Raw genomic sequence first — 13,089 nt, 5'->3', positions numbered from 1 at the left:
TATCCAGGAAACCGCAGGTCACAGCATGTAGACACGCGGGCACCCCGACCCTCAATTTCGCAACAGCCCCCCCGCGGTTAACAAGTACTCACGGGTGCGTCAGCGCACCACGGGCTGGTGCTGCGTGATGCAGTGGATTCCGCCGCCGCGGGCGAAGAGGGGTCGTGCATCGACGGTTACCACGTCACGTCCGGGGTAGGCGGCCGACAGGAGCGCGACGGCCTCCTCGTCGGCGGGATCGTCGAAACTGCAGGCGATGACTCCGCCGTTGACGACGAGATGGTTGATGTAGCTGTAGTCGACGAATCCCTCGTTGTCGCGGAGCACCGTCGGCGCCGGCACCGGAATGATTTGCCAGGATTGGCCGCGGGCGTCCGTGGTCTGCTTCAGCAGGTCGATGACGGTCCTGCTGACCTCGAAGTCGGGGTGTTCCGGGTCGCGCTGATCGTGCACCAGGATGACGCCCGGAGACGGGATGGCGGCCACGATGTCGACGTGTCCGCGCGTGCCGAACGTGTCGGAGTCGCGGGTGAGTCCGCGGGGCAACCAGATGACGTTCGTGGCGCCGAGGGTGCGCGCGAGTTCGGCCTCGACATCGGCCTTGGACAGTCCCGGATTGCGGCCGGGATCGAGTTGCACGGTCTCGGTGACCAACACCGTGCCGAGGCCGTCCACTTGAATTCCGCCGCCCTCGTTGACGAGCGTCGACTCGACGAGTTCGGCGCCGGACCGCTCGACCACCATCTTGCCGATCTTGGAATCGCGGTCCCACCGTGCCCAGTCCTGGCCGCCCCACCCGTTGAACACCCAGTCGACGCCTCCGAGCCTGCCGTCCTCGGACACCACGAAGGTGGGACCGATGTCGCGCATCCAGGCGTCGTTCAGCGGGGCCTCGACGACGTCGATGTGAGGGGAGAGGTATTCCCTCGCGACGGCCATCTCGTCCGGGTCGACCACGACGGTGACGGGTTCGAACCGGGCGATCGCGTGTGCCACCGCGGCCCAGGTGCTGCGGGCCTCGTGGTGGGCTGCGGGAGTGTCCCCGAGCGAGTATCCCTCGCTGGGAAAGGCCATCCAGGTGCGCTCGTGAGGTTCGCCCTCCGCGGGCATGCGCCAGCTCATCAGGCTTTCCCGAAGGGGGAGGCGTGATCGACGGGTTCGGTGAGGGCGCCGTAGGTGTCGGGTCGCCTCGTCGTGAGAAACGGGAACAGTGCGAGCCAGTCTTCTCGCTGCTGAAGGTCGAGATCGGCGACCAGGACGGCGGATTCGTCACGCGGTGCCTGAACGAGAATGCGGCCGTAGGGATCGGAGATGAACGACGACCCGTAGAAGGTGATGAGGCCTTCGTTGCCGTGGCGGTTGGGCACCACCATGAATGTGCCGTTGACGATCCCGTTTCCGACGATCACCTGTTGCCACAGCGGCTGGGTGTCGAACTGGGGGAAGTCAGGTTCGGAGCCGATGGCGGTGGGGTACACCAGAACTTCGGCGCCACCGAGCGAATACGCGCGAGCAACCTCGGGGAACCACTCGTCCCAGCAGGTCGGCATGCCGAGTTTCACACCGTCGAGGGCAGTGTGCACCGGGTATGGATCGGTGGCCGGTCCGCCGCGGAAGTAGGTGTCCTCGTAGTAGCCGGCGGTCACCGGAATGTGCAGTTTGCGGGTGCGTGCCAGCAGTCGGCCGGACGGGGACACGAGGATGGCCGTGTTGAACCCGAGGCCGTCGTCGTACTGGTCGCCGCTCTCGCGGTCGTCGCGCTCGTAGAGCGAGGCATGGACGGGGATACCGTGTTCGGCCGCCGCCTTGGCCGCGAAGGTGAATGTCGGGCCGGTGAGGAGGTCTTCCGCCTGGCGGCCGGGGTTGTCACCGCCTTCCACGAATGCGGGATAGCGGCTCAGCGTCAGCTCGGGCAGGAAGACGACCTGAGCTCCGAGTCGAGCCGCCGCGGCGATTCCTTCGTCGAGTTCGGCGCGGAGGTCCTGCTCGTCCTCGTGCCACCGGTGCTGCACCAGCCCGACGCGGAGCAGGGGGCGTTCGGTCGTCCGCGCTCCCGTGATCGGCGTCCTGGAAAGGGGCGCGGGAGGGGTCGGTGCGGTGATCGTCAACATTGTGGTCCTCGGATGTCCGGTTCGGCGACTGCCTAAAACGAATTGGATTCGTTAAGTATGGTGGGTGAGTGCTCGACGATCAAGGGGTGGGACGTGTCGAATTCGACTTTTTCTCGCTCGACCCCGCCATCGGCAGCGAAACATCGACCAGAGGGGCGCACTCATGCCACGGCCATCACAGCGGCTGCTGTCACCGGAGATCATCACGGAAGCGGCCATTCGCCTGGTGGACCTCACCGGTGACTTCACGATGCCTGGCCTCGCCGAGCGGCTGAAGGTGCGGCCCTCCTCGCTGTACAACCACGTGTCGGGGAGGGCGGAGATCGTCGAATTGATGCGCGCCAGCGTGATGGCGGGCATTGTGGTGGCGGACCCAGACGGCAAGTGGAGTGAGACGGTGGCCTCCCTGGCGCGCGAGTATCGGCGCAACTACGCCGAGCATCCTCGGCTGATTCCACTGTTCACCGCGCACACGGTGCAATCCGGTGTGGCGTTCGGAATGTACAACGCGCTGGCGCAAGCCTTTTCGGACGGCGGATTCTCACCGGCGGAGGTTCTCCACGCCATCACGACGGTCGACAGCTTCGTTCTGGGCTCCGCGCTCGACCTCGCTGCCCCCGAGGTGGTCTGGGCGACCGCCCCGGAGGCGAACGAGCCGATGCGGGCAGCGTTGGCCACGTCCGGACCGAACCCCGGACGGGCGGATGCAGCATTCGAGTTCGGACTGCGCACCCTTATCGCAGGCTTGGTGGCGCAGGCTCCGACGCGAGATCGCTCTCGTCCCGCAGCGCCGATGTCTCGCGGGTGAGGGTTCGGCCCTGGAAGAACGCAGGGTTGCGGAAACGCATGATCACCATCAGGACGGCACCGAGCAGAAGAATGCCGAACCCGAGGTAGAACACGAGTCCGATACCGCCGATCTGTGCGCCACTCCCGTTCTCGGGGTTCATGCTCTCGTCGACCGAGATGACGAAGACCGCGAGCAGCATGAGTCCGCCGAGCAGCGGGAACACGAAGCGGAAGACAGCGTTGCGGACACTGGTGAACAGCCGTCCCCGGAAGTACCACACGCAGGCGAACGCGGTGATGCCGTAATACCAGCAAATCATGATTCCCAGCGCGGCAATGGTGTCGAGCAGGGCGCTCTCGGACAGGAAGGTGACCACCGTGTAGAACACGGCCGTCACCACACCGGCGACGACGGTGGCGTAGGACGGCACCAGAAACCGGGGAGACACCTCGGCGAGCTTCTTCGGAAACGCACCGTACGCGCCCATGGCGAGCATCGTGCGCGCTGCCGGGAGGAAGGTGGTCTGCAGGCTCGCGATCGAGGAGACGAACACGGCGAGGAACAGCAGCATGCCACCCCAGTTGCCGAGAACGGGATCTGCGAGGGCGCCGAACACGTTCTCCGAGTTGTCCGGGTTACCGAGGCCGAGGCCCTCTTCGCCGACTCCCGCATACATCATCGCCGCAACCGACACCAGCAGGTAGGTCAGCAGGATCGTCGCGACGCACAGCAGCCCCGCGCGACCGGGAGTCTTCTTGGGGTTCTTCGATTCCTCGCCGAGGGTCAGGCAGGTGTCCCATCCCCAGAAAGCGAAGATCGAACCCGTGACACCGATGACGAAGGCGCCGATGGCAAGTCCGGAGAAGGGATCGAACCAGCTGAGATCGAACGACAGGTTCGCGGGCGCCTCGCCTGCCCCGACGTGGACGAGGGCGACCACGGCGAAGGCGATCAGGAGCACCATCTGGAAGCCGACGAGTGCGACCTGCAGGCGCTCACTGGTGGTGATGCCGCGACTCGCGATCCACGTGGCGACGCCGATGAAGACGAGTGTGGTGCCGACGTTGACCACTTTGTTGCCGGGTAGATCGGCGATGCCCGGACTGTCGAACAGTCGGGCGATGAAAAGGTAGAAGAACTGGACGGCGATCGCCGCCAGATTCGACAGCACGATGATGGTGGCGATCACCATTCCCCAGCCGCACATCCATCCGACGTACGGACCGAACGCCTTGGTCGACCAGGTGAAAGACGCACCGCAGTCCGGTGATTCGGAGTTCAGCTCCCGGTACGCGTAGGCGGTGAGGAACATGGGAATGAATCCGGCGATGAAGATGGCGGGCATCTTCAAACCGACCGCGGCGACGATCAGTCCGATGCTCGCCGTGAGGGTGTAACCCGGTGCGACGGAGGAGATACCGAGAATCGCACCGGACAATGTCCCCACCGTGCCGGTGGCCAGGCCCTTGGCGCTCACCCCGCCCGCGGTGGGCCCCTGTGCGACTTCGTCGTTCGTCATGGTCGAACCTCCGGTGGGGAACAAGCGTGGATCCGGGGCGGGTGTGGTGGAAGGTCTACTCACTGTGCGGGAACTCCTGCTTCGGTACGACGACCATGGGTACCGGCAGGACACGGAGCATCTTGGCGGCGGTGGACCCCAGGAACAGTCGATGAGGTTGGGCGAGGCGGCTGGAGCCGACCATGACGAGGTCGCCGTCCTGCCAGTCGAGTGTGCGGACCGCCGATTCCACGGTGGAGCCGTCGGCTATCAGCACGGAGATCGGAAACTCCTCGGGCAGAGCGGAACGTGCCGTGTCGAGAGTGCTCTGTGCGTGGGCGACGGCGCGTTCGCGGATGTCCTCGGGTGTGTCGCGGTGGTCGCGGAGGTCGTTCCGCGGGTCCAGCGCCACCAGCGACACCAGGCGTAGGGGTGCCTGCATGAGTTCACTGGTTCTCACCGCGGTTCGCAGCAAAACGTCGGCGCCGGCACGGGTACCGAGTGCGCAGGTGATCTCCCGGATCTGCTTGGCCGTGGAATGCCGGGCACCGCGCGGAGCCAGGGCCAGCGGAACGTGTGCCGAGTGCAGCAGCTCCGTCGACACCGAACCGACGGAGTGCCGCCCCAGGAGTCCGTCACCGGCGGCACCGACGACGATGGCCTGTGCGCCGAGCCGGGTCACCTCGTCGAGGAGACCCTGCGCGAATGACTCGTGAAAGCTGAGGTGGACGTCCACGTCGATGTCGCTCGGCACCGACGACTTCGCCTCGTCCAGCCAGCGCTGGGCACGGGAGGCGAGGATGTCGTCGTAGCCCGTCTCGGCCGGGACTCGCGCCGGGACCGTCCGGTCCGGCGGGAGCACCATGCAGATGTCGAGCTGGGCACCGAGACTGCGGGCGAGCTGCGCCCCGAGGGCCAGACCGTCCTCCCCGCTGGGGGTGGCGAGATATCCAACGACCAATCGCATCATTGAGGGTTCCGATCTGGCTCGGGGCGGGGAGTTTACGCGAAGCCGATGTATTTGGTCTCGAGGTATTCCTCGATGCCCTCGGTGCCGCCTTCGCTGCCGAGCCCGGATTGTTTGACGCCGCCGAAGGGTGCTGCGACGTCGGAAATCACGCCGCGGTTGACGCCGACCATGCCGCTCTCGAGCTTGTCGGCGACACGGAACGCGCGATCGACGTCTCGCGTGTAGATGTACGCGGCGAGTCCGTATTCGGTGTCGTTCGCGGCGGCGACAGCTTCGGCCTCGGTGTCGAAACCGGTGATGGCGGCGACGGGTCCGAAGATTTCCTCCCGGATGATGCGGGCGCCGGCGGGTACCTCGTCGAGGACGGTCGGCTCGAAGAAGTAGCCGGGCCCGTCGACGGACTTACCGCCGGTGCGGACCCGGGCCCCCGCGGCGACGGCGTCGTCGACGAGGGACGCCACGTTGCGACGTTGCTTGTCGTTGACGAGGGGACCGACGTCGGTGCCGTCTTCGCTGCCCGGCCCGACGGTGAGTGCGGCGATCCGCTCGGTGAGCTTGGTGGTGAATTCCTCGCGCACCGAGTTGGCGACGATCAGGCGGTTCGCGGCGGTGCAGGCCTCGCCGCCGTTGCGCATCTTCGCGGCCATCGCACCGTCGACTGCGGCATCGATGTCGGCGTCGTCGAACACGACGAACGGGGCGTTGCCACCGAGCTCCATCGAGGTGCGCAGCACCTGCTGGGCGGACTGCTCGATGAGGATCTTGCCGACGCGGGTGGAGCCTGTGAACGTCACCTTCCGCAGTCGCGGGTCGGCGAGGAGGGGTGCGGTGACGGCGGCGGCGTCGAGGGTGGGGAGCACCGAGAGCACACCGGCGGGCAGGCCGGCGTCGGCGAAGATCTCGGCGAGCAGCAGCATGGTCAGCGGGGTGTCCTCGGCGGGTTTGACGATGATGGTGCAGCCGGCGGCGAGGGCGGGCCCGATCTTGCGGGTGCCCATGGCGAGGGGGAAGTTCCAGGGGGTGACGGCCAGGGTGGGGCCGACGGGGACCTTGGTGACCATGATCCGTCCGTTGCCGGAGGGGGAGGTGGTGTAGCGGCCCTGGATGCGGACGGCTTCCTCGCTGAACCAGCGCAGGAACTCGGCGCCGTAGTTCACCTCGCCGCGGCTCTCCGGCAGTGCCTTGCCCATTTCCATCGTCATCAGCAGCGCGAGGTCGTCGGTGCGTTCGATCACCTTCTCCCATGCCGAACGCAGGATGATCGACCGCTGCCGAGGTGCGGTGGCGGCCCACTCGTCCTGGACTGCGGCGGCGGAGTCCAGGGCGCGGAGTGCGTCCTTGCCGCCGGCGTCGGCGACGTCGGCGAGGTGGGCGCCGGTGGCGGGGTCGTAAACCGGGAATGTGCCGCCGTCGATCGGGTCGGTCTGGGCGCCGTCGATCCACAGGCCGGTGGGCAGGGTGGTGCGGAGCCGTGCGAAATCTGTCATGGGAGTCCTTCTGGTCGGGGTGCGGGCGCTTCGCGCCCGTGCGCCTTTCTGGTAGCGGTGGCAACCAGAAAGGCGCACGGGTCAGACGAGGGAACGAACTATCTCCTCGATGACCGTCAACGCGTCCTCGAGCAGGTCGTCGCCGATCACCAACGGGGGAAGCAGGCGGATCACGTTGCCGTAGGTACCGCACGTCAGCAGGATGACGCCCTGCTCGAGAGCCTGGGCGGCGATAGCCTTGGTCAACTCCGCGTCCGGTTCGGTGGTTCCGGGCTTGACGAATTCCATCGCGAGCATGGCGCCGCGACCGCGCACGTCACCGATCACACCGACCTCGGCGGCGAGGGCGTGCAACCGCGGCAGGACGAGGTCGGCGATGTGCCGAGCCCGGCCCGGCAGGTCGAATGCCCGCATGGTGTCGAGGGCGGCGAGCGCGGCGGCACAGGCGACGGGATTGCCGCCGTAGGTGCCGCCGAGTCCGCCGGGGTGGACCTTGTCGAGAAGTTCGGCCCGTCCCGTGATCGCGGAGAGGGGCATGCCGCCGGCCATGCCTTTGGCCATGGTGATGATGTCCGGGACCACGTCCTCGTGCTCGCACGCGAACCAGGCGCCGGTGCGGGAGAACCCGGTTTGCACCTCGTCGGCGATGAAGACGACGCCGTTGGCGCGCGCCCAGGCGACCAGTGTGGGGAGGAAGCCCTCGGCGGGCACGATGAATCCGCCCTCGCCCTGGATCGGCTCGATGATGATCGCCGCGAGTGAATCGGCGCCGATTTGCTTCTCCATCTGGGTGATGGCCCGCTGGGCGGCCTGCTCGCCGGTCAGCCCGTCCTGATCGCGGTACGGGTATGACATCGGGAGGCGGTAGACCTCGGGAGCGAAGGGGCCGAAGTGGGCCTTGTAGGGCATCGACTTGGCGGTCAGGGCCATCGTCAGGTTGGTGCGGCCGTGGTAGGCGTGGTCGAATGCGACGACGGCGTCGCGTCCGGTGGCGAGGCGGGCGACCTTGATCGCGTTCTCCACCGCTTCGGCGCCCGAGTTGAACAGGACGGTCCGCTTCTCGTGATCGCCGGGGGTGAGGGCGGCGAGTTCCTCCGCGACCCGCACGTAACCCTCATAGGGGGTGACCATGAAGCAGGTGTGGGTGAAATGTCCGACCTGCTCCCGAACCGCCTCGGCCACAGCGGGATCCGAGGCTCCCACGCTGGTGACGGCGATGCCGGAGCCGAGGTCGATGAGCGAGTTGCCGTCGACGTCCACGATGACGCCACCGTCCGCGTCCGCGGCGTACACGGGCACGCTCGAGCCGACGCCCGCGGCCACGGTGGCGCGGCGGCGAGCGGTGAGGGCCGCCGACTTCGGGCCGGGAAGCTCGGTGACCAGTGCTCGCTTCTGCGGCAGCCGGTACTGGATGTCGTTCATCAGGGTGCAGTCCTCAGGGTCGTGACGGTAGATGGGAAAACGGGAGTCGAGGTCAGTCGTGTGAGCTCATGACGTGCTTGATGCGGGTGTAGTCCTCGACGCCGTAGCCGGAAAGGTCTTTGCCGTAGCCGGAATACTTGAATCCGCCGTGCGGCATTTCGGCGACGAGCGGGATGTGGCAATTGATCCACACGGCGCCGAAATCGAGTGCCGCCGAAAGTCGTTGCGTGACTCCGTGATCGTGCGTCCACACGCTCGACGCCAGACCGTACCGGACGTCGTTGGCGAGGGTCACGGCCTCCTTCTCGTCCGAGAAGCTCTGCACGGTGAGGATGGGTCCGAATGTCTCTTCCTGCACGATGTCGTCGCGCTGGTCGACTCCGGTGATCACGGTGGGCTCGAAGAAGAAGCCCTGCTCGCCGGAACGTCTGCCGCCGGTGGCGATCTTGGCGGAGGCGGGCAGATCCGCAATCTTCGCGCTGACGGTGTTGAAGTGGTTGACGTTGTTGAGTGGACCGTAGAACGTGTCCGGGTCGTCCGGGAGCCCCGGCTTCAACGTCTCGGCCTTACGGACCAGCGCATCGACGAGCTGGTCGTGGATCGACTCGTGGACGAGGACGCGGGTGGCCGCGGTGCAGTCCTGGCCGGCGTTGAAGAACGCCGCTTCGGCGATTCCGTCGGCGGTCTTCTCGATGTCGACGTCACCGAACACGATGGCAGGCGCCTTGCCGCCCAATTCGAGGTGCGCGCGCTTGAGCTGCCGAGCGGCGGAAACGGCCACCGCGATGCCGGCGCGCACCGACCCGGTGATCGACACGAGCCCGAGCGCGGGGTGTTCCACGAGCGTCGCACCGGTCTCCCCGTTGCCCAGCACCACGTTGAACACGCCATCCGGCAGGATGCCCTTGGTCAACCGGGCGAGGACGAGGGTGCTGTTCGGGGTGGTGTCGCTGGGCTTGAGGACGATGGTGTTGCCGGCGGCCAGGGCGGGGCCGATCTTCCACAGCGCCATCATGAACGGGTAGTTCCACGGGGTCACCTGTCCGACGACACCGACCGGTTCGCGGCGCACATAGGACGTGAATCCCTCCATGTACTCCCCGGCGGCCTTGCCCTCGAGCATGCGGGCCGCCCCGGCGAAGAACCGGAGCTGGTCTGCCCCGACCTTGACCTCCTCGTCGGCAATGACCTGTTTGGGCTGCCCTGTATTGCGGCACTCCGCCTCGACGAGTTCGTCGCTGTGCGCCTCGATCGCGTCGGCCAGCTTCAGCAGTGCCGTCTGGCGCACGCTCGGCGTGGTCTTGCCCCAAGACACGAAGGCTCGCTCCGCCGCCTCGACGGCAGCGTCCACATCGGCCTTGGTGGACACCGGCGCACGGCCGACGACACTCTCGTCCACCGGATTGATCAAGTCGAGGGTCTCCGTCGTCGACGAGGCGACGAACTCGCCATTGATGTAGTTCTGGAGTACGTCGATCGACATCCGTACCGTTCCTCTCGTGGGGTCGAACGGCCCGCCGACAAGCGTTCGCCGGGGTCCGTAGTGCATCTGGTAGACAGTGTGCGCTGCCTCACAAGGTGGTGGCAGCTGACGAAATGGTGAAAGCAAGAGCGCTGGGCGCGCCGAGTTGTCCAGCCTTCAGAGCGGCCGGGGAGTGGTTCGATGGCGGATCCGGCCCGCCACGACGGTCAGCCCCACGCGGGAGGTGAGAAACGAGCCGGCGCCGTCGGTGAACGGGTTTTCGTCGAGGACGACGAAATCGGCCGCCTTGCCGGCGACGAGTTGCCCGGTGAGATCGTCCCAACAGCACGAGTAGGCAGCGTCACGGGTCGCGTGCGCCAGTGCGTCCGCCATCGGGAGCGCGTACTCGGGGAGGTTGGGTGGCAGAGTCGGATCGATCGCGGACTTGCGCGTCGTCGCGACGTACATGTTGGGCAGCGGCGGATGCGGCGCGGTGGGGGCGTCGGAACCCAGCGCCAGGACCGCGCCCGCCGAGGTCATCTCGGGCCAGGGGTACGCCCGCTCCACCCGGTGGTCACCCAGAACGGCGCGCCAGTTCTCCTGGATCGCCGGGTCGGCGTGCACCGGCTGCATCGAGGCGACGACACCGAGTTGTGCCAGACGCTGCACGTTGTCCTTCGTGATCGTCTCGAGGTGTTCCATGCGGTGTCGACGCGACCGGATTCCGTTGGCGGCGATCGCCTTTTCCAGCGCGGTGAGCCCGATCTCCGAGGCCTCGTCACCGATGGCGTGCATGGCCACCTGGAGTCCCGCGGCATCAGCCGCAGTGACCACGGGTGCCAGCGACTCGAGATCCCAGATCGGTTCGGCATTGGTGCCGTCGGAGTACGGCTCCTTCATGGTGGCGGTGCAGCTGTCGATGACACCGTCGATGATGATCTTGATCCCGGCCATCCGCAGCCACGGCCCCTGTAGGCGCTGGGCGTACGTCGCGGCCTCGCGGACCTGACGGACGTTCTCCTCCGTCGAATCGGTTCGGGTGATGAGCCAGTGCCCGGCTACCCGAAGCGGCAACGTGCCGCCCCCGGCTGCCAGGGCTCGCTCGAGCGCCGCCACCTCGTCCGCACCGAGTGCCATGTCGACGGCTCCGGTGACGCCGTCGGCCAGGTACCGCTCGAACGCCGCCGCGAGCGCGACGTCACGTTCGTGGTCGGTGACCACCTTCGCGAGGGCGGGCCACACGATCTGGGTCACCGCCGTTTCGTACAACATCCCGGTGGCGTGGCCCGTCGCCGGATCGCGTTCGATCCGGCCCCCGAGGGGGTCGGGCGTGTGGTCGTCGATCCCGAGTTCGTGGAGTGCTGCGGTGTTCACCCACACGGAATGGACGTCGTTGGAATCGAGGTACACGGGACGGTCCGCTTCGACCGCGTCGATCATCTGCCGGGTGGGCGGCCGGCCGCCGAGGGCCGGAAACAGCCAGCTGCGCCCCAGAATTCGGGGTGCCGTCGGATTGTCGGCGGCGAAACGCCCGATGCGATCCTGGATGTCGGCCAGATCAATGGCGCTCTGGAGATCCACCTTCTGCAGCGACTGCCCCATCATGAGCAGGTGGGTGTGAGCGTCGATGAACCCGGGCAGCACGAAAGCGCCGTCGAGTTCGACGATGTCGGCGTCGCGGGTCAGCGCGTCTGCGGTGACCGTATCCCCGACGTACGTCAGCTGGCCGTCCTCGACGATCATCGACTCCGCCCACGCGGGCTCGGCCGCGGTGAAGATTCGCCCGCCTCGGTAGTGGGTGGCCTTCGCTGTCATGGTGTTCTTCCTGTCCATCGAATTCATCACACGATCACCGACGTGGTGTAACGCACGGTGGGATCCTGACCTACGGCGAGGGATGTGGCTTCGGTACGTGCAGAGAGAGCGGCGATCGCCGTGATCGGCAGCAGCAGAACGAGACTGATCCCGGCCACGATGACACCGAACGACGGATAGCCGACGGCCTCGGTGACGAGAGTGCCGAAGAGCGGGGCGAACGCGGAGCCGACCAGGTAGGTCCCGAGTAGTGGGGCGGACCAGCGGCCGGACGAATCCAGTGCGGCCGCGATGGCCACCACGTAGATGAATGCCGCCGCGTAGACGGTGTTCCACGTAATGATGAGCACCAAGTAGGTGGTGGGCTCGGTGGTCAGGCACGAGCCCAGTTTCAGGGCGGCGCCCAGTACCAGCAGAACGGCCACGGGAACCGTGCGCCCGAGACGGGAGCCCAGAGCGGTGAGGAGCAGTGCGATCCCGATACCACCTGCAGTCGATGCGGACAGGGCCAAGCCCATCTGCTGTTCAGTCAGCCCCGCGTGCTCGAATCCCATGATGCCGGACACCGCCCACAACGAGTCCTCACCGATCGCCCAGACGGCGAACAGCACGAGCAGCGACGCTCCGGCGACCGTGACGCGTTTCCGGGTGACCCCTTCGGGCAGTTCGGCGCGGGTTCTCGTCGTGCCTGCCCCGAGGTCGGGGGCCGTCGGCAACCAGGTCATGGTGAGTGCCGTGGCCAGTGCGAGTACGGCCACGATGCCGAAGGCGTTGGTCATCCGTGTGCCGAGAATCGGGATGAGCGCGAGGACACCGGTGACGGCCACGCGATTGACGAGACCGCTCAGCCCGGAGACACGGTTCGGGTTGGTGAACGCCGCCATCGCCGCGCCGCCGACGGCGACGGCGCCGCCGGCCCCGATGCCTCCGACGACGATCGCGATGCAGGCGATCGGTGCGGACGGAACGACGGCTGCCGCCGCGAATCCGGAGGCCATGACGACGAGGCCCGCCCGGCCGAGCCGCCGCCGGAACTGTGCGGCCGCCCATCGGGTGGTCGCGAGGCATACCAGCGCGCATGCCAGCAACGATCCCGTCAGAACGGCACCGGCGACGGTCTGGGACACGCCGAGATCGTCGACCATCGCGATGATCATGAGCGGGACGAGGTTGGCGGTCATGTATCCGACCACGAAGACGCTGAACGTGGCGATCCCGCTCCTGGCAGTCAGTGGGACGCGGAGCGCGTGAATTTTTGGGGTTTCCGGTGGTTGCACGAGGAGAACTCCGTGTCTCGAGTAGTGTGCCGGACCGCTCGCGGGACGTCCTCCCGGTGAGATGCGGATCACTTAGCGAATCGTATTCGTTAAGTATGCGGAGCCTCGGGTTCGGGCGCAAGACCTCAAACGAACGAAATTCGTTAATGTGGTGTTTCGGTGTCCGTACAGGTCACCGGTACCGAGTCCTCTGACAGAATGGAGTCGATGCTCGGGTTCCGATGGCCGATCTGTCCAGCCACGTTCCCGGGATCGAC

General features: G+C 66.8%; 10 protein-coding genes. 1 reads left to right on the top strand and 9 read right to left on the bottom strand.

Translation table 11 applies throughout. The features are described from left to right. Window positions 1-99: 99 nt before the first annotated feature. Together ACH49N_RS29260 and ACH49N_RS29255 are read right to left on the bottom strand one after the other, a co-directional pair. Complete coding sequence (locus ACH49N_RS29260; protein WP_358275922.1) at window positions 100-1,122, bottom strand: agmatine deiminase family protein; 1,023 nt, start codon at window positions 1,120-1,122, stop codon at window positions 100-102. Next, entirely contained in the window at window positions 1,122-2,111 is a 990-nt protein-coding gene (locus tag ACH49N_RS29255) for a nitrilase-related carbon-nitrogen hydrolase (RefSeq protein WP_358275924.1), read from the bottom strand. The genes ACH49N_RS29260 and ACH49N_RS29255 overlap by 1 nt, the downstream gene beginning before the upstream one ends. Window positions 2,112-2,274: 163 nt before the next feature. Between ACH49N_RS29255 and ACH49N_RS29250 the strand changes: the two genes are divergently transcribed. Then, window positions 2,275-2,919 (top strand): TetR/AcrR family transcriptional regulator C-terminal domain-containing protein, encoded by a 645-nt coding sequence (locus ACH49N_RS29250; RefSeq protein ID WP_358275926.1) that lies wholly within the window; start codon window positions 2,275-2,277, stop codon window positions 2,917-2,919. On the opposite strand, the gene ACH49N_RS29245 is transcribed toward ACH49N_RS29250, so the two are convergent. From ACH49N_RS29245 to ACH49N_RS29215, 7 genes are all read right to left on the bottom strand, one after another. Further along, a complete protein-coding gene (locus ACH49N_RS29245) occupies window positions 2,846-4,420 on the bottom strand; it encodes an APC family permease (protein ID WP_159924959.1) in 1,575 nt (524 codons plus the stop codon). The two genes, ACH49N_RS29250 and ACH49N_RS29245, sit on opposite strands and share 74 nt — an antisense overlap. Before the next feature lie 55 nt (window positions 4,421-4,475). Further along, entirely contained in the window at window positions 4,476-5,366 is an 891-nt protein-coding gene (locus tag ACH49N_RS29240; RefSeq protein ID WP_358276048.1) for a universal stress protein, read from the bottom strand. A 35-nt stretch (window positions 5,367-5,401) separates the two neighbouring features. After that, window positions 5,402-6,856, bottom strand: a complete 1,455-nt coding sequence (locus ACH49N_RS29235) for an NAD-dependent succinate-semialdehyde dehydrogenase (RefSeq protein ID WP_358275928.1) — start codon at window positions 6,854-6,856, stop codon at window positions 5,402-5,404. Window positions 6,857-6,937: 81 nt separating this feature from the next. Further along, entirely contained in the window at window positions 6,938-8,278 is a 1,341-nt protein-coding gene (gene gabT / locus ACH49N_RS29230; protein ID WP_358275930.1) for a 4-aminobutyrate--2-oxoglutarate transaminase, read from the bottom strand. A 52-nt stretch (window positions 8,279-8,330) separates the two neighbouring features. After that, entirely contained in the window at window positions 8,331-9,761 is a 1,431-nt protein-coding gene (locus ACH49N_RS29225; protein ID WP_358275932.1) for a gamma-aminobutyraldehyde dehydrogenase, read from the bottom strand. A 156-nt stretch (window positions 9,762-9,917) separates the two neighbouring features. Beyond that, the gene (locus ACH49N_RS29220) at window positions 9,918-11,555 is read right to left on the bottom strand and encodes an amidohydrolase (protein WP_358275934.1); all 1,638 of its coding nucleotides are present in this window, start codon (window positions 11,553-11,555) and stop codon (window positions 9,918-9,920) included. Between the two features lie 26 nt (window positions 11,556-11,581). Continuing rightward, on the bottom strand, window positions 11,582-12,832 hold the full coding sequence (locus ACH49N_RS29215; protein ID WP_358275936.1) for an MFS transporter: 1,251 nt from the start codon (window positions 12,830-12,832) through the stop codon (window positions 11,582-11,584). Window positions 12,833-13,089 lie beyond the last annotated feature (257 nt).

The sequence above is a fragment of the Rhodococcus sp. NPDC019647 genome (assembly GCF_044389235.1).
GTDB lineage: Bacteria > Actinomycetota > Actinomycetes > Mycobacteriales > Mycobacteriaceae > Rhodococcus_F > Rhodococcus_F oxybenzonivorans.
Note: the sequence above shows the minus strand (reverse complement) of the source record. Positions and strands in the feature narration are given on the sequence as shown.

Bases quoted from the DNA above. Each gene is read 5' to 3' on its own strand.
- ACH49N_RS29260 (WP_358275922.1), bottom strand. From the start codon at position 1,122: ATGAGCTGGCGCATGCCCGCGGAGGGCGAACCTCACGAGCGCACCTGG.
- ACH49N_RS29255 (WP_358275924.1), bottom strand. From the start codon at position 2,111: ATGTTGACGATCACCGCACCGACCCCTCCCGCGCCCCTTTCCAGGACG.
- ACH49N_RS29250 (WP_358275926.1), top strand. From the start codon at position 2,275: ATGCCACGGCCATCACAGCGGCTGCTGTCACCGGAGATCATCACGGAA.
- ACH49N_RS29245 (WP_159924959.1), bottom strand. From the start codon at position 4,420: ATGACGAACGACGAAGTCGCACAGGGGCCCACCGCGGGCGGGGTGAGC.
- ACH49N_RS29240 (WP_358276048.1), bottom strand. From the start codon at position 5,366: ATGCGATTGGTCGTTGGATATCTCGCCACCCCCAGCGGGGAGGACGGT.
- ACH49N_RS29235 (WP_358275928.1), bottom strand. From the start codon at position 6,856: ATGACAGATTTCGCACGGCTCCGCACCACCCTGCCCACCGGCCTGTGG.
- gabT (WP_358275930.1), bottom strand. From the start codon at position 8,278: ATGAACGACATCCAGTACCGGCTGCCGCAGAAGCGAGCACTGGTCACC.
- ACH49N_RS29225 (WP_358275932.1), bottom strand. From the start codon at position 9,761: ATGTCGATCGACGTACTCCAGAACTACATCAATGGCGAGTTCGTCGCC.
- ACH49N_RS29220 (WP_358275934.1), bottom strand. From the start codon at position 11,555: ATGACAGCGAAGGCCACCCACTACCGAGGCGGGCGAATCTTCACCGCG.